This window comes from Dolichospermum sp. UHCC 0406 (genome assembly GCF_009712025.1).
Classification (GTDB): domain Bacteria; phylum Cyanobacteriota; class Cyanobacteriia; order Cyanobacteriales; family Nostocaceae; genus Dolichospermum; species Dolichospermum lemmermannii.
Genome location: NZ_VILA01000001.1, coordinates 1 through 20,765 on the forward strand (window position 1 = coordinate 1; position 20,765 = coordinate 20,765).

22 protein-coding genes and 1 pseudogene are annotated in these 20,765 nt (G+C 38.5%); 7 read left to right on the plus strand and 16 right to left on the minus strand.

The features are described 5' to 3' along the window. Positions 1 to 432 (plus strand): annotated as a pseudogene (locus tag FJR09_RS00005) (hypothetical protein); the annotation flags it as partial. A 284-nt stretch (positions 433 to 716) separates the two neighbouring features. On the opposite strand, the gene FJR09_RS00010 reads toward FJR09_RS00005, so the two are convergent. The 3 genes from FJR09_RS00010 to FJR09_RS00020 form a co-directional block, all read right to left on the minus strand. Beyond that, on the minus strand, positions 717 to 2,060 hold the full coding sequence (locus FJR09_RS00010) for a TRAP transporter large permease subunit (protein WP_015080019.1): 1,344 nt from the start codon (positions 2,058 to 2,060) through the stop codon (positions 717 to 719). A gap of 8 nt (positions 2,061 to 2,068) precedes the next feature. Next, positions 2,069 to 2,692, minus strand: coding sequence for a TRAP transporter small permease subunit (locus FJR09_RS00015; RefSeq protein ID WP_051155174.1), 624 nt, complete (start codon positions 2,690 to 2,692; stop codon positions 2,069 to 2,071). Between the two features lie 273 nt (positions 2,693 to 2,965). Beyond that, entirely contained in the window at positions 2,966 to 3,730 is a 765-nt protein-coding gene (locus FJR09_RS00020; RefSeq protein WP_015080021.1) for a Uma2 family endonuclease, read from the minus strand. A gap of 165 nt (positions 3,731 to 3,895) precedes the next feature. Here FJR09_RS00020 and dctP point away from each other — a divergent pair, with 165 nt between their 5' ends. The 3 genes from dctP to FJR09_RS00035 all read left to right on the plus strand — a co-directional run bounded on the left by dctP (position 3,896) and on the right by FJR09_RS00035 (position 6,369). Further along, positions 3,896 to 5,035 carry a TRAP transporter substrate-binding protein DctP gene (gene dctP, locus FJR09_RS00025; protein ID WP_015080022.1) on the plus strand — a complete coding sequence of 380 codons (1,140 nt, stop codon included), beginning with the start codon at positions 3,896 to 3,898 and terminating at the stop codon, positions 5,033 to 5,035. A gap of 315 nt (positions 5,036 to 5,350) precedes the next feature. Further along, positions 5,351 to 5,569: a hypothetical protein gene (locus FJR09_RS00030; protein WP_168653356.1), complete on the plus strand. Its 219-nt coding sequence runs from the start codon at positions 5,351 to 5,353 to the stop codon at positions 5,567 to 5,569. Between the two features lie 74 nt (positions 5,570 to 5,643). Beyond that, on the plus strand, positions 5,644 to 6,369 hold the full coding sequence (locus tag FJR09_RS00035) for an HNH endonuclease signature motif containing protein (protein WP_168653355.1): 726 nt from the start codon (positions 5,644 to 5,646) through the stop codon (positions 6,367 to 6,369). Between the two features lie 106 nt (positions 6,370 to 6,475). On the opposite strand, the gene FJR09_RS24500 is transcribed toward FJR09_RS00035, so the two are convergent. The 3 genes from FJR09_RS24500 to FJR09_RS00045 all read right to left on the minus strand — a co-directional run bounded on the left by FJR09_RS24500 (position 6,476) and on the right by FJR09_RS00045 (position 9,613). After that, entirely contained in the window at positions 6,476 to 6,655 is a 180-nt protein-coding gene (locus FJR09_RS24500; RefSeq protein WP_217361104.1) for a hypothetical protein, read from the minus strand. A gap of 11 nt (positions 6,656 to 6,666) precedes the next feature. Next, complete coding sequence (locus FJR09_RS00040; protein ID WP_168653354.1) at positions 6,667 to 6,966, minus strand: AbrB/MazE/SpoVT family DNA-binding domain-containing protein; 300 nt, start codon at positions 6,964 to 6,966, stop codon at positions 6,667 to 6,669. Between the two features lie 292 nt (positions 6,967 to 7,258). Beyond that, positions 7,259 to 9,613, minus strand: a complete 2,355-nt coding sequence (locus tag FJR09_RS00045; protein ID WP_168652125.1) for an arylsulfatase — start codon at positions 9,611 to 9,613, stop codon at positions 7,259 to 7,261. A gap of 243 nt (positions 9,614 to 9,856) precedes the next feature. Here FJR09_RS00045 and FJR09_RS00050 point away from each other — a divergent pair, with 243 nt between their 5' ends. Continuing rightward, positions 9,857 to 10,132 carry a hypothetical protein gene (locus FJR09_RS00050; RefSeq protein WP_015080030.1) on the plus strand — a complete coding sequence of 92 codons (276 nt, stop codon included), beginning with the start codon at positions 9,857 to 9,859 and terminating at the stop codon, positions 10,130 to 10,132. Here the strand turns inward: FJR09_RS00050 and FJR09_RS00055 are convergent. The 7 genes from FJR09_RS00055 to FJR09_RS00085 form a co-directional block, all read right to left on the minus strand. Then, positions 10,112 to 10,357, minus strand: coding sequence for a DUF4926 domain-containing protein (locus FJR09_RS00055; RefSeq protein WP_015080031.1), 246 nt, complete (start codon positions 10,355 to 10,357; stop codon positions 10,112 to 10,114). The genes FJR09_RS00050 and FJR09_RS00055 overlap by 21 nt on opposite strands. 21 nt (positions 10,358 to 10,378) lie before the next feature. Continuing rightward, the gene (locus FJR09_RS00060) at positions 10,379 to 10,711 is read right to left on the minus strand and encodes a DUF6883 domain-containing protein (RefSeq protein WP_168652126.1); all 333 of its coding nucleotides are present in this window, start codon (positions 10,709 to 10,711) and stop codon (positions 10,379 to 10,381) included. A gap of 621 nt (positions 10,712 to 11,332) precedes the next feature. Then, a complete protein-coding gene (locus tag FJR09_RS00065) occupies positions 11,333 to 11,770 on the minus strand; it encodes a YidH family protein (protein ID WP_168653353.1) in 438 nt (145 codons plus the stop codon). 42 nt (positions 11,771 to 11,812) lie between these two features. Next, on the minus strand, positions 11,813 to 12,154 hold the full coding sequence (locus FJR09_RS00070; RefSeq protein ID WP_015080033.1) for a DUF1622 domain-containing protein: 342 nt from the start codon (positions 12,152 to 12,154) through the stop codon (positions 11,813 to 11,815). A 167-nt stretch (positions 12,155 to 12,321) separates the two neighbouring features. Continuing rightward, on the minus strand, positions 12,322 to 13,176 hold the full coding sequence (locus FJR09_RS00075; RefSeq protein WP_168653352.1) for a bile acid:sodium symporter family protein: 855 nt from the start codon (positions 13,174 to 13,176) through the stop codon (positions 12,322 to 12,324). A 241-nt stretch (positions 13,177 to 13,417) separates the two neighbouring features. Next, positions 13,418 to 15,310, minus strand: a complete 1,893-nt coding sequence (locus tag FJR09_RS00080) for a GTPase family protein (protein ID WP_168653351.1) — start codon at positions 15,308 to 15,310, stop codon at positions 13,418 to 13,420. A 202-nt stretch (positions 15,311 to 15,512) separates the two neighbouring features. Then, positions 15,513 to 16,229, minus strand: coding sequence for a heme oxygenase (biliverdin-producing) (locus FJR09_RS00085; protein ID WP_168653350.1), 717 nt, complete (start codon positions 16,227 to 16,229; stop codon positions 15,513 to 15,515). Between the two features lie 210 nt (positions 16,230 to 16,439). On the opposite strand from FJR09_RS00085, the gene glmM reads away from it, so the two are divergent. Then, positions 16,440 to 17,876 (plus strand): phosphoglucosamine mutase, encoded by a 1,437-nt coding sequence (gene glmM / locus FJR09_RS00090; RefSeq protein ID WP_015080037.1) that lies wholly within the window; start codon positions 16,440 to 16,442, stop codon positions 17,874 to 17,876. A gap of 108 nt (positions 17,877 to 17,984) precedes the next feature. After that, positions 17,985 to 18,623: a peroxiredoxin gene (locus tag FJR09_RS00095; protein ID WP_015080038.1), complete on the plus strand. Its 639-nt coding sequence runs from the start codon at positions 17,985 to 17,987 to the stop codon at positions 18,621 to 18,623. Positions 18,624 to 18,697: 74 nt separating this feature from the next. Here FJR09_RS00095 and FJR09_RS00100 read toward each other — a convergent pair whose 3' ends face one another. The 3 genes from FJR09_RS00100 to FJR09_RS00110 form a co-directional block, all read right to left on the minus strand. Further along, positions 18,698 to 19,027 (minus strand): toxin-antitoxin system HicB family antitoxin, encoded by a 330-nt coding sequence (locus FJR09_RS00100; protein WP_168653349.1) that lies wholly within the window; start codon positions 19,025 to 19,027, stop codon positions 18,698 to 18,700. 2 nt (positions 19,028 to 19,029) lie between these two features. After that, positions 19,030 to 19,464 (minus strand): putative toxin-antitoxin system toxin component, PIN family, encoded by a 435-nt coding sequence (locus FJR09_RS00105; RefSeq protein ID WP_168653348.1) that lies wholly within the window; start codon positions 19,462 to 19,464, stop codon positions 19,030 to 19,032. A gap of 122 nt (positions 19,465 to 19,586) precedes the next feature. Next, complete coding sequence (locus FJR09_RS00110) at positions 19,587 to 20,660, minus strand: HEAT repeat domain-containing protein (protein WP_168653987.1); 1,074 nt, start codon at positions 20,658 to 20,660, stop codon at positions 19,587 to 19,589. Positions 20,661 to 20,765: the final 105 nt, after the last annotated feature.

The following is a 20,765-nucleotide window of genomic DNA, read 5'->3' on the forward strand; positions in this document are numbered from 1 at the left end:
AATAAAGTGGAGAATGAAAATATGACTAAGGATTCTAGCCGTAAAATTGAAATTGGTAATATTGGTGGAGATTTTAACGCCAGTGGACAAGCTTTGAATTTAGGTGAAATCAGTGGTACAGTCATAAATACTATTAATGAATTAGCAACAGCACCCGAACCCGATAAACCAGGAATTAAAGAATTATTGACACAATTAAAAACAGCAATTGAAACCGATACTGATTTAACAGCAAAAGACAAAGAAAAGGCCTTAAAACAAGTTAAATCTTTGGCAGAAGCCGCCCAAAATCCTCAAGAAAAACAGGATTTAGCAGATACAGCAATCACAATGTTAAAAGGAACAATTGCTAATTTACCAACGGCGGCCAAATTAGTTGAAGAATGTGGTAAGTTATTACCGTTAATTGCTGGTTTTTTAGGTTTAAGTTAGAAACCCATTTTTTAGCCTAAAAGATTGATTATATAGCGGCTATACAAACAAAGTCCTTCCAAGAGGAATTTAACCCACGAAGGTGGGTTTTGTCTGTGTAGACGCGGTTTCTAACCGCCTAGTTTGTATAATTCTAGCGGGCAAGATGCCCGCACCACAAAGTTCAAGTAAATTATGGTTATCAAATTTAGCTGCGTAACAGCTTATGATAAGAAAGAAATCTTTTAACCTGCGTAGGCAGATTTTGCCCGTGTAGACGCGGTTTCCAACCGCCCAAAAATGCCTTAAACCCCAGTCGTTGCTGAAATATCAATTAACCAGCGAACTGTTTGCGGGAAAATAATTACAATTAACAAGACAATAAACTGTAAAACCATAAAAGGAATCGCACTTTTATGAATATCCAATGTACTCACTTCTTTAGGGGCAACACTTTGTAAATAAAACAAAGAAAATCCCACAGGTGGAGAAATAAATGCGGTTTGTAAATTCACTGCCATAACCACACCAAACCACACCATATCAATATTTAAAGCTTGGGCTGCTGGTACTAATAAAGGCATAGCAATAAAGCAAATTTCAATAAATTCTAAAAAAGCTCCCAAAATAAAAATCACGATATTACTAACAATTAAAAACCCCCAATATCCTCCAGGTAAACCTACTAATAAATTAGTAATCAGAGTTTTGCCACCCAAAGCATCAAACACCAAACTAAACATCGAAGAACAGAATAAAATCATCACAACTAAAGCTGTAATTACTGCGGTAGAATGAGCAGCATCACGAATTAATTGTGGTGTGAGACGTTTATTAAAAGCGGCGAGAATAGAAGCCCCAACAGCACCTACAGCCCCCGCTTCTGTGGGAGTGGCTACACCAAAGAATATACTTCCTAACACTGCAAAAATTAAAATAATCGGCGGAACAACAGCTTTGAAAACTTGTTTAATTAATTGAGTCCCTTGAGGAATTACCACATCATCAGGAATCATTGGGACTTTTTCCGGTTGAAAAAAAGCTAGTCCTAAAATATAGAGAATATAAGCACCAGATAACATTAATCCGGGAATTAATGCCCCTAAAAATAAATCTCCCACAGAAACACCAATTTGATCACTGAGAATCACTAAAACTAAACTGGGAGGAATTAACTGGGCTAAAGTACCAGAAGCAATAATAACTCCTGAAGCTAATTTTTTATCATAGCCATAGCGTAACATTAACGGTAATGATAACATTCCCATGACAATTACTGTGGCGGCTACGACTCCAGTTGTGGCTGCTAAAACAGTTCCCACTAAAACAACTGCTAAAGCTAATCCTCCCCGGACACGACTTAAAATAATGCCGATAGTTTCTAATAATTCTTCTGCTAATCCTGACTTTTCTAGAACTGCACCCAGAAAGACAAAGAAGGGAATAGCAAGTAAGGTAAAGTTGGACATTGTGCCAAACCAACTATTAGGTAATAGGAGGAGACGCGCCGGATTAAAAGCCCCAACTGCTGTACCAATAAGTCCAAAAACAATGGCTGTGCCGGCAAAGGAAAAAGCGACAGGAAAGCCACTCATAAGAATAAAGAAAAAGCCGACAAACATTAAAATTGCTAACCATTCAAAACCCATATTTTCTCCTATTCAATATTGATATTTTCTGAAGTTTCTAAACGAATTTGTTCCGCTACTTGTTGATAGCCTAATAATACTGCTAAATACTTAATTGCTTGAGAAATACTTTGCAAAAGCAGCAGTAATAAGGCTATAGGAACCATAGTTTTGATTGGGGCGCGGGGTAAACCATTAGCGTCAGAAGATATTTCCCAAGTTCCCCAACTACCGTCACTTAATCTGCCCCAAGATTGTAAAACCGGATTGATTGTTACCCAAATACCAAGTAGACAAAAGGGAATTAAAAATAAAACTGTTCCCACAAAATCAACTAAGGCGCGTTTTTTTTCACTCATATTAGTATAGAGAAAATCAACGCGGACATTTTCCCCATGACGTAAAATATAAACAAAGCCGAATAAGAATGTGAGAGAGAATAAATACCATTGCAGTTCTAATAAGGCATTAGAAGACAATTGTACGCCAATGAAGCGACCCATATAACGGGCGACAACATTAAAAAAACCAACTCCAATTGTTAGTAAAACTAGCCAATTCGATAACCATCCCAATTTATCAGCACCATTGTCAATAAACTGCGAAAATTTTAAGAGTTTACGAATTAAAGAAAATCTGCTTGAGTCACGCATAGAACATAATAAATTAAAGGTAAGACTTGAGAATACAGTCAGCCAGTCAGCCAGGGAATAAATTCCCTGTCTAATAGCTCAAGTCTGTTAAAACAGACTCAGAAATTTTCCCAGTGTTTAGTCATCTAAAAATGACTTTTACCTCGTTTCCAGTCTCTGACTGGGAATGACTTAACGGAGGCTCTGCCTTTGCTGTTATTGAAGGCAGAGCCTTCTGGAATTCGTTCCCATACTCTGTATGGGAACGAGAAAAACTTTAGTGAATTTTTACTATTAATTCATCAATTGTTCCACCTCCAAAATATCTAAATTTGTCAATTGTGCCACTTGTTCTATAGACATTCCATTCTGTAACAAATTAATGGCAACTGCCCTTAATTGCAATTCAGCTTGTTCTGCCCTTTGTTGTGCAATTCCTACCATTTCTTGAGAAGTGGGAAATAATTCACCGTCCAAAGTTGCCCAGCGTAACCAAGTGGCATCAACGCCTCTATAATTACCTTCCCAACGTACCAAAGCTAAATCTAAAACTTTACTTATCAGTTGGTTTTTATCATTTAGAGCAATCTGTTGATATGCACCACTGTTAAGATCAAAACCTGCAAAATCATCTGGGTTAAACGGGTCATACCAAAAATATTCAGAAACGCGCATTTGATTTTGATAAATCAATTTTTTCTGATTTTTATCATTATTAGATGTGCTTTCTGAAAGTAATTCAATTACTACATCTGGGGGTTTTCCTTCTTCCCAAACTACCCAAGACAATCGTTCTGTTTTCGGTACACCCAAAACAGCAAAGAAATCTGGACCTCGAAAATCTTGATTTTTCAATTGTGCTAAACTGTAGTAGACAAACATATTGCCACCTACGTATCCATCAGTCCTTTGCTCTAACCAAGGCTGAATGGTATCAATTAAAATATCCATTTGGAATTTATGTCTTTGTGTCTCCATGGGGATACCATCATCACAAGGAAGTTCTGCCTGGGTGGGTGGCAGTTTAATGCTAGGTTCAGCTAAAACAGTTTCTAACATAGCCGTTAAATTTAGTTAGAAATTACTTAATATTTTTATACTAATCTGAAATGATCAGCAATTGGCAAAATTATAAGAAATAATAAGTTTTCAGTGTATTAACACAATCAAATCAAACATGATATTGTAGTGAAATCCTCCAGTTAGTCAATAATAGTAACTTTTATGAAACGCCGAGCTATTGTTAACAGATTATCTCAAAGTGCGATCGCTGCCACAGGAGTAGCAATTATTGGTGGTTGTCAAAAAGCTCAAAATAAAACAGCAACCGCTCAAACCGACACCAGTAATCTACCGACAATAAAATGGCAAATGGCGACAAGTTGGCCATTGTCCTTAGAAACTATATTTGGTGGAGCGCAGGTATTAGCAGAACGTGTCAAAGTTCTCACTAACGGTAAATTTATTATCGAACCCCGTGCGGCTGGAGAAATAGCCCCCGGTTTAGAAGTTCTGAATGTGGTTTCCCAAGGTGCTGTACAAGCTGGACATACTGCCGCTTATTACTATATTGGTAAAAGTCCTGCCCTCGCTTTTGGTACATCAGTACCATTTGGACTCAATGCCCAACAACAAAACGCTTGGTTATATGAAGGCGGAGGTTTAACCAAACTGCGAGAAATCTATGCCAGTAAATTTAATGTGATTCAATTTCCTGCGGGAAATACGGGGACACAAATGGGGGGATGGTTTCGCAACGAAGTGAAAACCCTCAATGATCTCAAAGGCCTAAAAATGCGAATTCCCGGTTTAGGAGGGCAAGTTATGGCTAAATTAGGCGTAACTGTGCAGACTCTTCCAGGGGGGGAAATCTTTCAAGCTTTACAAACAGGGGCTATTGATGCGGCAGAATGGGTAGGCCCCTATGATGATGAAAAACTGGGTTTAAATAAAGTCGCTAAATTTTACTATTATCCAGGTTGGTGGGAACCAGGTCCAACTTTAGAAGTACAAGTGAATTTAGACGAATGGAAAAAGCTACCACCGCAATACCAAGCAGCATTAGAAACTGCTGCATTTCAGTCGAATACAACAATGTTAGCTCGTTATGATGTCCGCAATAATGAGTCCTTAGAGAAACTATTAAAAACGGGTACTCAACTACGTGCTTATAGTCAGGAAATTTTGGAAGCTGCGGAAAAAGCCTCTTTTGCTTTATATGATGAGTTTGCAGCTAAAGACGCTGATTTTAAAGCCGTTTATGAACAGTGGAAACCCTTTAGAGATCGGATGTATGCGTGGAACAATCTCAATGAAGGCAGTTTTGTTCGTTATGCTTATGGAAAGATGAAAGCAGGGAATTGAGAATTTCCTAAATAATAATGTAGAGACGTTTCATGAAACGTCTCTATCGAAGTTGTGAAATACATATAAGTGACATTTTGTCAAAAAAATTAGATGCGTTTCCCCTGAGTATAGAGAAGTTGCTAAAAAATTATCTAAGCTGGGATGTGATGAAGGAGATAAAAATTATGATCATGTACAACAGCTTAATCTGTTTGAATAAAGTACGATAGCGAAGCGCAACCTAGAAATCACATATCTTATAGCTTAGGTTATCGTACTTTAGATATTGAATGCTATAATTAAACAAATGTAATTTATTTTTCCTATCAAAATATGGAAACAATTGCAATTCAAGTTGATACTGAAGTTGCCAAAGCTTATCAAAAAGCAGAACCGCAAAAACAGCAAAAAATTCGGAGTATTGTTAACGATTTTCTCAAATCAATTATTCAAGATAAATCCCTAGATGACATTATTCAAGAAATGCAAGAACAAGCTAAAGATAGAGGATTAACTCAAGAAATTTTAGATGAGATTCTTCAGAATGGATAAAATGCGGTTGTGATTGGATCATCCTTTAACTGAATTCATACCCTTTTGAGTATTACTTTAATTCCTAACTTTCAATGCCCTTTCCATTAAAAATTCGACTAGACGCATTAATCGCGTGTCAACGACAATGTTGTCTTTGCCATCAAAGAAAACACACCAGGATACAATGTCATCATATTATTCAGGAAGCGGACAACGGACCAAATTCCTTTGATAATTGTATTCCTATCTGCCCTGATTGCCATGCTGAGGTAATGGCTTTCAATATTAAACATCCATTTGGTGCTACTCCATACCATCCTTCAGAATTGAAACGTCGCAGAGATGATTGGTATGCTGTTGTGCAGCGAAAATCACAAGAGCTTGTAGTAAACTTACAACGCAGTCCATCAAGCTACCCACACAGCAAATCATTACAAGGTAAAGCAAGCTTTAACTATTCCAATCACGATGGATTTTACCGATTAGGTGAAGGTAATTTTGAATTTCTAACACACTGGAGTAAGGGAAGTGACACAACTATCCATTGCTATCGGGACTCTACTAATGTGGAAGTTGCTTTATCTCCAAAAAACATTCAACTACAAGATATTAGGGATGCTAGTTTACTGAATTTTAGTTCCAGAGTTCGCAGCCCTCAAATTGGTGAGTTTATTATCCTAGAAAACCATGCAGGTCGCTATGCGGCAATAAAAATTCTGAAAATTCAGGATGATACACGAGGACATCCAGAAGATATTCTTGTGTTTGATTACTGGATATTAGAAGATGGAAGCGATAATTTTTCTGATACTGCCTAACACAAATATTTTTGGCTCTCCTAGACTGGCTATGTAAAATTAATACTTAATTTCATCTGAAATCCTTAGATACAAAAGGTTTTAATATAATAAAACCATATTTTTATTAAATCTGTATTTTTGGATTAATAAAATCTTTACCTGGTAAAGATTTTAAGATTTTTTTATTATTAAATAACCATAACCAATCTGGGAGAGCCAGATTTTTTCGTTGTGTCTTACAAGCTATCTTGCCTGTGATTACAATAGATAAAACGATGATTATAATGGGCAAGCGATCGCTCATAGTTTACGTTCTCAATAAGCATTATCTTTCTCTTGCCAAATTGCTGCTCTTTCCGCTGCCAAACCCTGGAGTAAATCACCTAGTTCTAAACCTGCATCTTCTATCATTGCTGTAATTTTGTCGGCAATTTGTGGAACTTGCGGTTGTTTGGGAGTAAGTAAAACAACATCACCAATTTGTAATAATGTCAACGTATCACCTGTAACTAAGCTAAGATGCACCTTTAAATCTTCTGGAATAGTAATTTTTCCCTCATTTTCTATGCGAATAGGGAAAGCCTTAATTTCCATATTTTCTGATATATAAGTCATACTTAGTCGTTTGCATGGGTTTTTGTAAAGACATTTTCACCAAACGTCTCTAAATCTATTGTAAATGTTGCTGTACCGGAATACCTTGTAATCGCTAAAAATTCAATATCATTAAAACCGAAAATAAAACCAAAGTTTCGTAACTTAGGAGATATTGACTAAAACCTTCTTTTCTTCTTTGCGCCTTTGCTCCTTAGCGACTTTGCGCGAAACAATATTTAGTATTTTAGATAAATATGAATAATTTGATTAATGCAGGGTGAGATAACCCACCCTGCAAAGTATTTAATCCCTACTGTCGCGCCATAATAGTCCGCATTTCAGCTTCCCGATCTTGAATCAAATCACCACTAACATCCACCATCACACTATAAATCTTACCCGTAAACTTAAAAGGCGGTTCATAATCCGGTGTAACAGGCGCACCAGGGGCAATTCCACAGGTGACACCACTGGTTAGACCTAATGCTAAAGGAGTAGTTACAGGCACATCAATCTGCCCGACCAATTTCTCATCAATATACAATTGGCCGCGTCCTGGCGTTCCTTTCCCCTTGGCTAAATCTGGTTGTCCCGTGACTTTAAACTCAAAGCGCAACTGATGACGACCTACCGGCACAGATGACCCAGATTCTACATGATAGAGCGATCGCCCGACATAATTATGAACCCAGTGCAGTTTACCACTTTGGACATAGAAAGAATAGCCACTATCATTACCCCCATGAGCCAGTAATATCCCTTCCGCGCCACCTGTGGGAATCTCCACATCAGCAGTAATACTGTGGGGACGATTTAACACCCTCACCGCACTACCGGCGGGAATCGCTTGAGTATCAGGATAGTAAACATAGCGGCTACGATTGACAGCAATTTGCGGGCGCTCTTCCGCGAATCGTTGCACGCCACGTCCATCCACAGGCAACACATTATACTTGCCAGCCTCAATATACCAAGTGGCAATCATCTCAATCAACTTAGGACGATTATCAGCCGCAATATTGTGATTTTCCGCAAAATCTGAGGCGACATGATACAGTTCCCAATGGTGGGTATCCAAATCCGTCAGAGTTTCCGCCGAAATTGCCTCCCCAAAAAATTGCCCTGCTTCTGTAAATGAAGGCCCCGGCCAAGGACAAACCGCCCGCCAACCATCATAGTAAAGAGAACGATGTCCCATCATCTCGAAATACTGGGTAATATGCTTAGTAGGTGCGGTACTATGATTAAAAGTATGGGCAAAACTGACACCTTCAATGGGAGATTGAGTCACACCCTTAATCGTTGTCGGTGGTGCAATTTCCAGTAATTCTAGCACCGTCGGTACAAGGTCAATAGCATGAGCGTACTGAGTCCGAATTTCCCCTTTAGCCTCAATACCCTGACTCCAATGCACAATTAAAGGGTCGCTGATTCCCCCTCGATAGGTTTCCCGTTTCCACCGCCGGAAAGGTGTATTCCCTGCCCAAGTCCAGCCCCAAGCATAATGGTTAAAAGTTTCGGCACTGCCTAATTTATCCAATGCTTTGAGATTTTCCTCTAGGGATTCTGGCACATTGTTAAAAAAGAGGTTTTCATTTACTGAACCGGTTGGTCCCCCTTCGGAACTTGCACCATTGTCTGAAATCACCATAATGACGGTATTCTCGAACTCACCGATAGATTTAAGAAAATCGAGTAAACGACCGATATGATAGTCAGTATGGGTTAAAAAACCAGCATATACTTCCATCATCCGGGCATAAAGCCGTTTTTCTGCGGCTGAGAGAGTATCCCAGTGCGGGACATCGGGATCATGACGAGAAAGTTCGGCATCTGCGGGAACAATCCCCATTTCTTGCTGACGGGCAAAAACCTTTTTTCTGTAAGCTTCCCAACCATCATCAAATTGTCCAGCATAGGCATCAGCCCATTCTTTGGGGACATGATGGGGGGCGTGCATTGCCCCTGGACAAAAATACATGAAAAAAGGCTTATTTGGGGCAACCTGCTTGGCATCAGCGATAAAGCTAATGGCTTTGTCTGCTAAATCTTCTGTTAAATGGTAGCCTTCTGCGGGGGTCTTTTCTGGCTTAACGGTGTGGTTATCATAAACCAAGTCTGGATAATACTGGTGGGTTTCTCCGCCCAAAAAGCCATAAAAACGCTCAAATCCACGACCGAGAGGCCAGCGATCATAGGGGCCTGCGGCTGAAAGTTGGTCTGAGGGGGTTAAATGCCATTTTCCTAACGCATAGGTGTTATAACCCTTCTGGAGTAATATCTCTGAGAGAAACCCATTTTCAAAGGGAATATTCCCATTACCTCCGGGATAACCTGTAGAACCTTCTGTAATGCAGGACATGGCGTTAGAATGGTGATTGCGCCCAGTCAGAAGGCAAGAACGGGTGGGAGAACACAGTGCCGTTGTGTGTAAGTTGTTGTAGCGTAAACCATTGGCGGCTAGTGTGTCTAGGTTGGGTGTTTTGATGGGACTTCCGTAACTTCCAAATTGTCCAAAACCTGTATCATCAAAGACGATAAATAGGACGTTTGGTGTATTTTCTTTTGCCCGCAATGGTTCTGGCCAAGCTGGACTGGATTTATCAACTGTCCGACCGATGACTCCAGGGAAGGTAGTTCCGGGTTTGTATTCACGCAGAGACATAAATCTGACCTCTTGAGAATATTTAATTTTTAACAAAAGCCCCGAAATTCTATATCCTCTTTAGGAGGGGTTAATTGATAAATTTATGGACTGAATTACCATACCAAGAAAACTAATTAAGGGACTTCCAGTAAATAAATTATCCTATCCCAATAAATGAATGAATAAACGAACCACAGAGGCACAGAGAACACAGAGAGAGAAGAAATAGAGAGGGTTTTTGGCAAAAAGGGCTATTTAGTTATGAAAAACACGACTCAATTAACTCAGCTAGAATTTATTTTACTAAAATTAGTTGAGAAAGGAAAAGGTCAATGGAGTTGGTATGAATTAGCGAATGCGCTTTCCCGTCAAGATGTTCCGAGAGAACCTGACATGATGGAAGTTTTAAAAAATCTTGCCCATCGGGGATTAGTCAACCGTTCTGTAGAGCAAGATTCACCACGCGATCGCTGGGAATTAACGTTAGAAGGAATTGTCGTTTTAGAGGCGTGTAAACTAGGCAATATTAGCCATTAATCTGACTGCGGGTCTATCGGCACAAGTTGGCAAGCGAAAACAACTCATTGGCAATGTGACAATCGCCACAGTATTGCCAAGCATATCGAAAAACTCAACGCTGTAGCCTGTTTCTATTCCGGGAACATCATGTTGTTCAACTACTGTGCCAATATCTCCAGCATATACATTGTCTTCGGCAAGATCACGCAATAAGATTACATCTGAGTAAAGAGTGAAATTCATTGCAGCCTCCAATATTGCTTGCTAATCAGGAAATAAAGTGATCAATCGCGGAAAGTCTGTACCTGTATCTATTTGCCAGACTGTCTTAACAAGGAGTGGCCTGTTAATAGGGGTAAGCAGATTTGCGCTCACTTCATATCTTGTACCATAAGCAGTTTCTTTAATTAGATTAACATCTACAGTTAGATGAAACTTACGGATATCTGATTCTAGCTGCTGCCAGTTATCGGGAGAATAGCCAAATTGGAGTAGTAATTTCGCTTTTGTCCCACCACGTTTATGTTCAGTATTCAGTAAATACTCAGTCAGCTTGGATGGTTCGATTACTGCGCGATCGCTATTTGGGATTTTCATCGGAAGCATTCTCCTTAATTTTACTGGAGACTGCCCTTGAAGAGAGTTAACTGCAAAAGAAAAATTGAGAAGCGAATTTTGTAGATTTGCAACTCTGGTTTTTCGCGCATTACAACTCAATCACAAATTACCACCATAAAAATTGGTAAATCGTGACCAGCACTAAAAAACTGTATGTACTTACAATACAGTGATTGAGTGTTTCTTCAAGGCGCAGCCTTAAAGTTAGGTTGTGAATGCTACGAATTGACCATTGCTGCTGCTTCCTTAAAATCCTTTTGCAATCCTTACATTGCAAACTCCCCACCCTTTTTACATCTGTTTTACCTTTGTTTTACCTTTTTGGTGTGGAAGCACACGCAAAGAATTCGAGCGTCGAGCGTGAATGAAACTAGGGTGGGAAAAAAGGAGTAAGTTAAATATAACACAAATTTTTTGGCAATGTCTAACAATTCTCTAGCGGGGTTATCCTATTCCTAAACTCAATGGCAGAAAATAGCCAACACATTTTGGCCAAACGATGGTACTAATGACAAAATATCAGCCTGAAAAATTCTCATCCTTATATCGTAATAAGGAGAGAAAATAGAAGGGGAAGTAGTACCACCGTGAAATCAAAAGTCAAAAATTCATTGCCCGAATTACCACACCAATAAAACTAACTAAGCCAATTACAAGTAAAGCCACTCCGATAATTTCCGCACTGTGAGAAGTTTCGTAGGTATAGCGATTATTTTGAATTTGTTTAAGTAACTGACGGTGTTCTCTCAACCCTAAAACCATTCCCAACATTCCCGTCACAATAAAAGACAGTCCCACAATTACCGAAAATCTGACTGGGTTAAGATGATTACTCAGACGAGTATTTTCAATTGCTCTAACAATGGTGGGAATACCAAATCCAAAACCAATTAAGGAAAGACAGGTGCGTATCCACGCCATTAATGTGCGATCTGCTGCTGCTCGACTGCGGTATTTAGCTAGTTCTGTCCGATCTTCCGCTAAATCATTGTTAGACAATTGTTCAGGTGTTTCTGATTTGATAAGTGGCTGATTCATTGTGTTAGGATGTGCCTGTAAATTACCTCTGAATAATTACTTTTATTGTTGTTTATTGAGTTCTTGATTCAGAAAATAATTGAGGAAAGTTCTAATTAAGGCAACAATTCCTAGTTTTCCTAGAGACTCAAATGTTGAATGGTAGGTTGTAGACAGAATATCTGCTCCTAATTGAAATTCTAATGCCAGCACTAGCCAAATGCCAAAGTTGAGCCGGATTTGCAGAAATCGGTTTTGACTATGATGATGATTTAGAGAAATCGCTATTTTTCCGCTTTTTAATACACCCAATAAAATACAAAAAACAGAAATTAATTCTAGTAAGAATTTGAGCAAAGTCACAACAAATGATAACCCGCTCTCTAGCTGTTCAAATAATGCCATAATTTAGCTTTTTTCACGCTCCAGACATAGAGATTAATTACAATAGCCTTAGTAAATCAAAGTATTAAATTGGAAAATATCAAATCTCAAACTTTGCGTCTTTGCTCCTTTGTGTCTTTGCGCGAAACATAATTTATACCGCCATTATGTAACGGAAAAAACCGCATTTAGCTAGGTTGTTGATCTAATTTGCGTTTATTCCAAATTGAGTAAAAACTACCTAGAAATGCTCCTAAAATTACATAAGCTATGAGTGTGGGAATTACCTTTTGTTCCACGTTATTCAAAATAGCGATAAACAAGGCTAAACCAACATTACGAGCAATACAGGAAATTGCTAAAATCGGTCGTGTATCATCATTGTTACCTCCTAAACTGTGTCCTATTGCTAAGGAGGCAATTACCATGATGGTAATAACAACCATTGGTAATCCCCAAACTTTGAAAAATAGGGGAATCCCTAAAATACCAGCCAAAACAACCAGTACGAAAAAAAGACTATTAGCCATAAAATTTAAAGGTTGAGCGATATTTTCGACAAATTTAGGCACAAACTTTTGCAGCAACAGACCGATACTGACAGGCAATAACTGTACTATGATCACTTGTCGGGTAACTTCTAAAATTGTCACTTTTTCTGAAATATTCTCAAATAGGGTGACAAAAATTTCCAAGGTAATAGGAGTAACGCAGACTGCAAGTATAGCGAGGGTTAGCTGAAAACTCGCTGAGTAGGAAAATCTACATCCAGCCATTTGCGCTCGTTTTGTGGTCAGAGGCGCACCTGGAGAAGCCGCTAACAAGGCTAATCCTGTCATTACTTCTGGGGGTAAGTTAAACAGTTTTAGCAGGACAATAACCACTAGAGGAACTAGCACCACAACGGCTAAAAGCGCACGGAATAGTAAAGCAGGTTTTCGCCATAGGGAAAGCATTTCTTCAAAACAGAGATTGCTTCCTATGGCTAACATCAAAGAAAAAATCGTGATTTTAACGAAAATCAACAGTAAAGGATGGTGCATAGCTGGAAATTGAACCTCTTTCCTCTGCGTCCTCTGTGCCTCTGTGGTTCGATAAATTACTTCTTAAACCGCAGAGGAAAAAAAGATATTTTTCGGGTCACTTGTTAACTACTATTGAACAAATAATATCTCTTAACCCAACTTTGTATTACTATCCCTGGTCATAGATATCTCCGAAATATTTATTGTGATAATTTCTACTCAAGCGGATAAAAGAATTACATAAAAAATCCTTAATTTCTCATTGCTGAAGATAATAATCAAATCTAGTTCGCAATTGTTCTATTGTTAAATCTTGCGTCCAATATTCTATTAAAGCATGACCAAAAGCCCAAGCATTACGACCTGGTGTAGATGGGTTTTCTAACAACAATGGCCATAGAGATAATAAATCAAAGTTGCGGGATTTGGAATTGTCTATATTTAATAGGGGAAAAAGTTCATAAGCCATTTGTAATTTGCCAATTACTATGGGTAATTGTTCAATGGGTATTTGTTCTGCGAGTAAATGAGCAAGAGTAGGAGAACCTGTTGATAATGTGGAAATAAATTGCAAAACGGGACTTTTTAGTAATGCAGCAATTCCTTGGGTAGTTGTCATCTGAAATGTGTAATGCTCAATAATATTAGCTGCTGCTGTGGTGCGAGTTTCTAAATTCCGTAAAAAGCGAGTTAGTCGTAATTGTTTAGCCGGATCTATTGCTGCTAATAATCCTGAAGATAAGGCTTCTATATTCCAATCATTGCGATTAGTTTTTGGGTCATTTGTAACGACTGGTAAAACTAAATTAGCAAAATTTCCTAATAGGTGTTGGCGATATTTTGTCGCTTCTCGAATAGAAATATCTTTTGGTTTTTCTCCGTTTTCCCAATCATAAGGAGGTTGCCATTCACGGATAGGACGTAAACGATCTACTTGAGTTACAATGGTAATAATCGGTAAATCTGCCACTTCTGATTTGACATCTTGGAGAAAATCTACATCCATTTGTAAAGCTGGATCTAGTGCTGGAGTAACTAATAATAATAAATCAGCATTAATAGCATAATCAATGACTAAATCTCGCAAATCTTCCCGTTTTACCTGTTCATAACCGGGAGTATCCCAAAGGTTGAGAGTTTCCCCATTTTCTGTTTCCCAATGATAATTTTGAATTGTATCTGTACTGGGTAAAACATCAACCGCAGCCAATTCATTTTGAAAAAGAGTATTAATTAAACTACTTTTACCTGCACCTGTGCGCCCAATAATGAGAATATTTACGGGTTTTTGGGCAACGATTTCCGGGGGTTCAGCTTGGGTGAGAATGTCCCGCAGGGTTTGGGTTTTAACTTGGGGTAGGGTGGGGATAGGTAATTCAATTTTAGTTCCTGCATAGAGAGCGATAGCTTGTTTACATAAGTTCCGCAAAGCTGCTTCTCTTAATAGTTGACTCAAGTTTATTAATAATTCCTGAGAAGCGCGATTTCCCCTGCCTTCACTAGCTTTTTTTGCCACCGCAGTAAGAGGATTTAATACCCATTGCGCCCAATTCCAAACTTTCCATAATTTACGGGCAGATGGTTCTAATTTACGATAAACTTCATAGGTTTGATAAGCTTGGCCAACGGTAACTTGATTGAGAACAGGAGATAATTTTTGCATCCATTGATCCATATCATCTACTGTACCCCGAATTAAACCGTAAACTTGGGGAATATAAATATTTAAAAGCGGATATTTAACTTGAGGATTATAAATATGAGAAATTGCTACCACTAAATCTTGACATCTTCGCCAAAAAGTTTGCCAATCTTCCCAAATAGGTAAATCATTTGCGGCTGCGGTGAGAATATTTTCTAATGCGGTTTCTACTGCTTTAGTCCTATCTGTTTCGATGACTAAATTATTCTCTGTGGTAGTTTCTAATTCTTCTCGAACTTCTGCAAATACAGCTTCAATTTGATTTATTGCCGGTTTAGTCCAGCGTACCAGCAACCACCGCCAACCGACAAATACAAATGTAAATACAGCCCAAATCCAACTTAATCCCCAAGCGTGAATTTGTGTTCCTGCGGAAATGAGAAGGAAGGAGATAATTACCGCAATTGGTGAAACTAAGATTATCCATTGCCAGGGTTTTAAACGAATCATTGTTTGATAACTTTTTGGGTTGTGAATGTTGGATTAGTAATTTATTACTTATTTTACCAGGGAAATTTACCAGGAAAATAACACTCACGGTAGGTGATAAAAATTTAGGGGCAACTTCCCTCTGGTTGCTTTCCTTCATAGAAAACAATCATAAGGCTGTTACCCCTAGATATTGTGAAAAAAGTGAATATTTCTCAATTCATTATTCCGCAGTTACCAATTCAGTGCTACCTTTTGTCCGTTTCCGAGTCATGGCATTGTAAACCATGATGCCAATCGCTTTAATCAAATTACCTTCCAACTCTTGGAACATCTTCATGTTCACACCAAAAGCGGCATTTGCTTCTTCAGTAATGCGATCGCCTGTAGTATCATCAATAGGCATAGCATCTAAATTGGCTCTATACTTAGCCTTAAATGCCTTCTCATCGGTAATATCTGCAAACTCATAAAAAGCAGTTCCTTCACCTTCACCCAATTTCATCGCCGTTTGGGCAATATTTTTGAGGATTTGTCCCCCGGATAAATCACCTAGATAACGGGTATAGGAATGAGCAATTAATAATTCTGGTTCAGTCGCAGAAATTTCCCGAATCCGGTTTACATAAGCCGCACCCGCAGCAGATAATTTGATTTCCTCTCGCCAATTGTAACCATAGTAGTAAGTTAAGTCTTGCTCCAAGGTATGCTTGCGGTTAAGTTCAGGAAAGTAAATTTTGCTCAAAATTGGGTGATGCTTGTGTTTTTCCATTTCCTCTTCCATAGCGGAGTAAATGAAGTAAAAGTTAGCAACCAACTTGCGGTAGGAGTTTTTTTCCACAACTCCCTTCAAAAAACACTTGACAAAACCCACGTTTTCTGCCATTGTGTGTGCTTTCTTTGTACCCACGCGTAATTTGCTTGCTAAATTGCTGCTCATATTAAAATTCTCAACTGTAAAAAAATTAACTGTGAAAGTTTTCTGTCCATAATGGTGAAAAAACCCCATTAAAACGTAAGATTAAAACTATTTGATGAGAATTTATATTAAAAATAATTAAGCAATGAGTTCCTTTGGCATTTTATTAACGTCAAGAATGATGGAAGAAAGTGCTATTCTCCTGTGTGATTGTGTGGAGTTTTTAAATTTATGGTTTCATCAATGGCTCGAACTCAAGGCTGCATTTCCGAAGTTGAAAATAGTGGGATGTTCAATTCCATACCACTGCCAACCAACGCTTTATTTGGTACAGATGGCATTCGCGGCAAGGTGGGAGACTTACTGAATGCACCTTTGGCTTTACAAGTGGGTTTTTGGGCGGGAATTGTCCTCCGTAATTATGCCACTGATCTAGGACCAATTATCCTGGGACAAGACTCCAGAAACTCCAGTGATATGTTAGCCATGGCTTTGAGTGCTGGGTTAACCGCTGCTGGTTTAGAAGTGTGGTATTTGGGATTATGCCCCACGCCTTGTGTAGCCTATCTGGCCAGCATCACCAATGCCATTGGGGGAATCATGATTTCCGCCAGCCACAATCCCCCAGAAGACAATGGAATTAAGATCTTTGATGCCCAGGGTGGAAAGTTATCTAAAGCCCTACAAGGCGAAATTGAGGCGGGATTACGAGGTCAATTATCCCCCGATTTGAACATAAATAATTGCGGCAGACATTATTCACGAACAGAGTTAATTAAAACATATAGCCAGTCTATCCAAACACCTTTAGCATCTGGACTGACTCTCCAAGGCATGAAGATTGTTTTAGATTTAGCTTGGGGTGCAGCGGTGGGTTTAGCACCTGCGGTATTTACAGAAATGGGTGCGGAGGTCATTTGTTTACATAATGAAGCTGATGGCGATCGCATTAATGTCAATTGCGGTTCTACACATTTGGATATTCTCCAAGCCGCTGTAGTCGCCAATCAAGCCGATATGGGTTTTGCTTTTGACGGCGATGCAGATCGGGTTTTAGCTGTGGATAATACGGGCAGATCCGTTAATGGTGATTACATTCTTTACCTTTGGGGTCGCCATTTACAACAAAAACAACAACTCCCAGATAATCTAATAGTTTCCACTGTTATGGCTAATTTAGGCTTTGAAAGAGCTTGGGAACAAATAGGTGGTAAATTAATTCGTACCGCTGTTGGTGATCAATATGTGCAAGCGGAAATGCAGAAAACTGGGGGAATGTTGGGAGGAGAACAATCGGGACATATCCTGTGTAGTCATTATGCCATGACGGGGGATGGCTTATTAACAGCCTTGCATATTGCAGCGGTGGTGAAAGAGGCTAATCTTTCTTTGGGAGAAATGGTAGATCAAAGTTTCCAAACCTATCCCCAAATCTTACGGAATGTGCGAGTATTAGATCGGGAACGACGGTTAGGATGGGAAAGTTGTCAACCTGTCCAACAAGCGATCGCTATTGCCGAAGTAGCAATGGGTGATCATGGTAGAATCCTAGTTCGGGCTTCGGGAACAGAACCCGTAATTAGAGTTATGGTAGAGGCCGCTAATGCTGAACTTGTCCACCATTGGACAAATGAATTAGTTGCAAAAGTTGAACAACACCTGGCTTAAACTTAAAATTTTGTTGCAAACCGCGACAGCCCGATGGGGTAATCGGTCTTTTGTGTCATACTGTCACGGTAGAATATAGATGTTTTCTTAAAATACAGGGAATCTTACATGACTCTTCGTCTTGGTGATACAGTACCTAACTTTACTCAAGCCTCTACTCATGGGGAAATTGACTTTTACGCCTGGGCTGGTGATAGCTGGGTGGTACTATTTTCTCATCCTGCTGACTTTACACCAGTTTGCACCACCGAACTCGGCACAGTTGCCAAACTCAAACCAGAATTTGATAAACGCAATGTGAAAGCGATCGCTCTCAGCGTTGATGATGTAGAATCTCATAATGGCTGGGTTGGTGACATTGAAGAAACCCAAAGCACCACTCTCAATTACCCAATTTTGGCAGATCCAGATCGTAAGGTTTCTGAACTTTATGATATGATTCACCCCAACGCAGCGGCTACTGTCACTGTGCGTTCTGTGTTTGTCATTGACAATAACAAAAAACTGCGTCTTTCTTTCACCTATCCTCCCAGCACTGGCCGCAACTTTGATGAAATCTTGCGCGTCATTGATTCTCTGCAATTAACTGATAATTACAGTGTTGCTACTCCCGCAGACTGGAAAGATGGTGAAGATGTGGTGATTGTCCCTTCTTTGAAAGATCCTGAAGTCCTCAAAGCTAAGTTCCCTAAAGGTTATGCAGAAATTAAACCTTATTTGCGGATGACTCCTCAACCTAACAAATAGGTTTCCATAACAGTAAATATTTCATTGTCGGGTGGGTTAGCAACGGTGTAACCCACCATTACTTATTTTTTGTTTTACACTCTCGTTGCATTACTTATTTTTTGTTGAAGAGAAGTAATAATTTCATGAGTTAATTCTGCTTCTGGTTGTACTACTTCACGTTCAGCTAAAACTGATTTAATTTCACTTTCGGAAGCTTTTCCTAAACCTTGTAACAGTGTGTTAAAACTCTGTTTTTGCTCAATTATTTCTTTTTCTGGTGTTGCTTGAATAAACTCTGTGGATACAGCTTGGCGAGTTAAAGCATAAACTATATATTGATTCAAAGAAACACCTTCAGTTTCAGCTAACTTAATTAAATGTTGGTGTAGTGTTTCTGGTAATCTCAGTGTTAATCTACTCATAACTAAATTTCTCCAGAGGCTAATTTGATTACTAGCTGTGTAGGTGTCATAACTTGTAAACCTAAAGATTGTTTTGCATTTTGAAAGTCACGAATATTAGATGTAACAATTATTGCACCTGCATTCATAGCACAGTCAATCACAAGATCATCTCCTGGATCTGGTGAATTTGGTCGCCATGTGTAGTAAATTGTTGTGAAATGAGCATAACTGAGCAATGTCCCTAAAACGGGTTGCAGTTTGTACCAACGAGATTCTGAGAGTTTACGAGACAAAACATCTTCATATTCATAAGCTAAGGCATTAGAAACATGAACTACAAGTAAACCAGCTAACCATGTATCAACGACTAAACCGGCAGTGCATCCCTGTTTTGTTAATCCCTCGAATACAACGTTAGTATCTATAACAACGTGAAGCAATGGTGCGGTAGACATGACACTACTATAGCACCATTTATGGTGTCAGAACGATTTCGCCCAGACACTGATTATTAAACAGCATCCAGCAATTATTCTAATTAATTGAGATTAGTATTTGTCAAATAATGTAAATAAAACTATGAGTCTGGGGGTGAAGGATTCATTTTTACAAAGGCATCAATAGCAATATTACCGAGTTCTTCCAGTGCTATTCCTGCTTTATACTGAAGATCGTCATTTGGATCTTTCAATGCCTTGACAAGAGATTCTATTACATCAGGGTTATTTGTTCCGATATCACCTAATATGGTGGCAGCAGCAGAACGAACATTAACATGGTTACTAATATTTTCTAAAGCATTGATTAATACTGGAACAGCTTTTGAACCAATAGTTTTTAAACAATTAGTCGCATTTTTACTAAATTTAGAACTACTGATTAGACTCAGAAATACTGGGATTACTTTGTCAATTTCTATATTTCTTTTAGCGAGTGTACTAGCCGCATAGTACCGTACTGCTGATGTTTCATTGTCAGCTAGTTTTTGGACAAGAGTGTTAATAGTTTCTTCTGTTAAAGCCGTTGTTTCTAAATCTGGAGATGGTTGTACTTTTCCTCGTCTTTCAAGTAAATTTTCAAATTTGTCATTAAAATCAATACAATATTCTACTAACGCGTATGTAAAATCAAGAATGTCTTGAGTATCTTCCTTAGAAAATTTTTCAGAACTGTGTACGGCTTCATTACCAAAAGACTTTAAAACATTAGCCCATTCATAAAATTTATTATCAATAATTTCTTCATCTCGCATTTTCGCAAGCTTTCCATGCAAATTACCTGGCTGTTCAATTTTAAAATATAAACATAGCATTTCCATTGTTTTTCGACACATTACTACACTTGATGTGTACAGTTCACCTTGAAAACAAGTTCTAGCTTCTCTAAATGTATCTCTAATATCTTTTGCTTTAGGAGACATATCAGCAAACTCTTTTAACAGAGGATATAGATATATAGTTTCTGTCTTAGGTTCATAACACATCTCTACTTTGTAGGAATCACAATTTTCAACAAATTTAATAATATTAAAATCTTCACAATTAGGACATAATAAAGTTTGAATTTTATAATCTTCCCAACTTTTATAATATTCAATCTCTGAACCATCATCTATATATTTTCTATGCGTACCTTCACTAATAACTTCCATCAGAGTTTTATTCCCACAATGCCCACAACGAAACGTTTCTGTAGTATGTTTATGCTTTTGCTCAGTCATTAAACGACACCATAAAAAATCAAACTAATGCCATTA

Excerpts from the sequence above, each read along its gene's own strand:
- FJR09_RS24500 (WP_217361104.1), bottom strand. The coding sequence starts at position 6,655 with ATGAGCGATCGCTTGCCCATTATAATCATCGTTTTATCTATTGTAATC.
- FJR09_RS00100 (WP_168653349.1), bottom strand. The coding sequence starts at position 19,027 with ATGAGTAGATTAACACTGAGATTACCAGAAACACTACACCAACATTTA.
- FJR09_RS00085 (WP_168653350.1), bottom strand. The coding sequence starts at position 16,229 with ATGAGCAGCAATTTAGCAAGCAAATTACGCGTGGGTACAAAGAAAGCA.
- FJR09_RS00065 (WP_168653353.1), bottom strand. The coding sequence starts at position 11,770 with ATGAATCAGCCACTTATCAAATCAGAAACACCTGAACAATTGTCTAAC.
- FJR09_RS00055 (WP_015080031.1), bottom strand. The coding sequence starts at position 10,357 with ATGAATTTCACTCTTTACTCAGATGTAATCTTATTGCGTGATCTTGCC.
- FJR09_RS00110 (WP_168653987.1), bottom strand. The coding sequence starts at position 20,660 with ATGGAAGTTATTAGTGAAGGTACGCATAGAAAATATATAGATGATGGT.
- FJR09_RS00095 (WP_015080038.1), top strand. The coding sequence starts at position 17,985 with ATGACTCTTCGTCTTGGTGATACAGTACCTAACTTTACTCAAGCCTCT.
- FJR09_RS00070 (WP_015080033.1), bottom strand. The coding sequence starts at position 12,154 with ATGGCATTATTTGAACAGCTAGAGAGCGGGTTATCATTTGTTGTGACT.
- FJR09_RS00030 (WP_168653356.1), top strand. The coding sequence starts at position 5,351 with ATGGAAACAATTGCAATTCAAGTTGATACTGAAGTTGCCAAAGCTTAT.
- glmM (WP_015080037.1), top strand. The coding sequence starts at position 16,440 with ATGGTTTCATCAATGGCTCGAACTCAAGGCTGCATTTCCGAAGTTGAA.
- FJR09_RS00020 (WP_015080021.1), bottom strand. The coding sequence starts at position 3,730 with ATGTTAGAAACTGTTTTAGCTGAACCTAGCATTAAACTGCCACCCACC.
- FJR09_RS00010 (WP_015080019.1), bottom strand. The coding sequence starts at position 2,060 with ATGGGTTTTGAATGGTTAGCAATTTTAATGTTTGTCGGCTTTTTCTTT.
- FJR09_RS00075 (WP_168653352.1), bottom strand. The coding sequence starts at position 13,176 with ATGCACCATCCTTTACTGTTGATTTTCGTTAAAATCACGATTTTTTCT.
- FJR09_RS00045 (WP_168652125.1), bottom strand. The coding sequence starts at position 9,613 with ATGTCTCTGCGTGAATACAAACCCGGAACTACCTTCCCTGGAGTCATC.
- FJR09_RS00105 (WP_168653348.1), bottom strand. The coding sequence starts at position 19,464 with ATGTCTACCGCACCATTGCTTCACGTTGTTATAGATACTAACGTTGTA.
- FJR09_RS00060 (WP_168652126.1), bottom strand. The coding sequence starts at position 10,711 with ATGAAAATCCCAAATAGCGATCGCGCAGTAATCGAACCATCCAAGCTG.
- dctP (WP_015080022.1), top strand. The coding sequence starts at position 3,896 with ATGAAACGCCGAGCTATTGTTAACAGATTATCTCAAAGTGCGATCGCT.
- FJR09_RS00040 (WP_168653354.1), bottom strand. The coding sequence starts at position 6,966 with ATGACTTATATATCAGAAAATATGGAAATTAAGGCTTTCCCTATTCGC.
- FJR09_RS00015 (WP_051155174.1), bottom strand. The coding sequence starts at position 2,692 with ATGCGTGACTCAAGCAGATTTTCTTTAATTCGTAAACTCTTAAAATTT.
- FJR09_RS00035 (WP_168653355.1), top strand. The coding sequence starts at position 5,644 with ATGCCCTTTCCATTAAAAATTCGACTAGACGCATTAATCGCGTGTCAA.
- FJR09_RS00080 (WP_168653351.1), bottom strand. The coding sequence starts at position 15,310 with ATGATTCGTTTAAAACCCTGGCAATGGATAATCTTAGTTTCACCAATT.
- FJR09_RS00050 (WP_015080030.1), top strand. The coding sequence starts at position 9,857 with ATGAAAAACACGACTCAATTAACTCAGCTAGAATTTATTTTACTAAAA.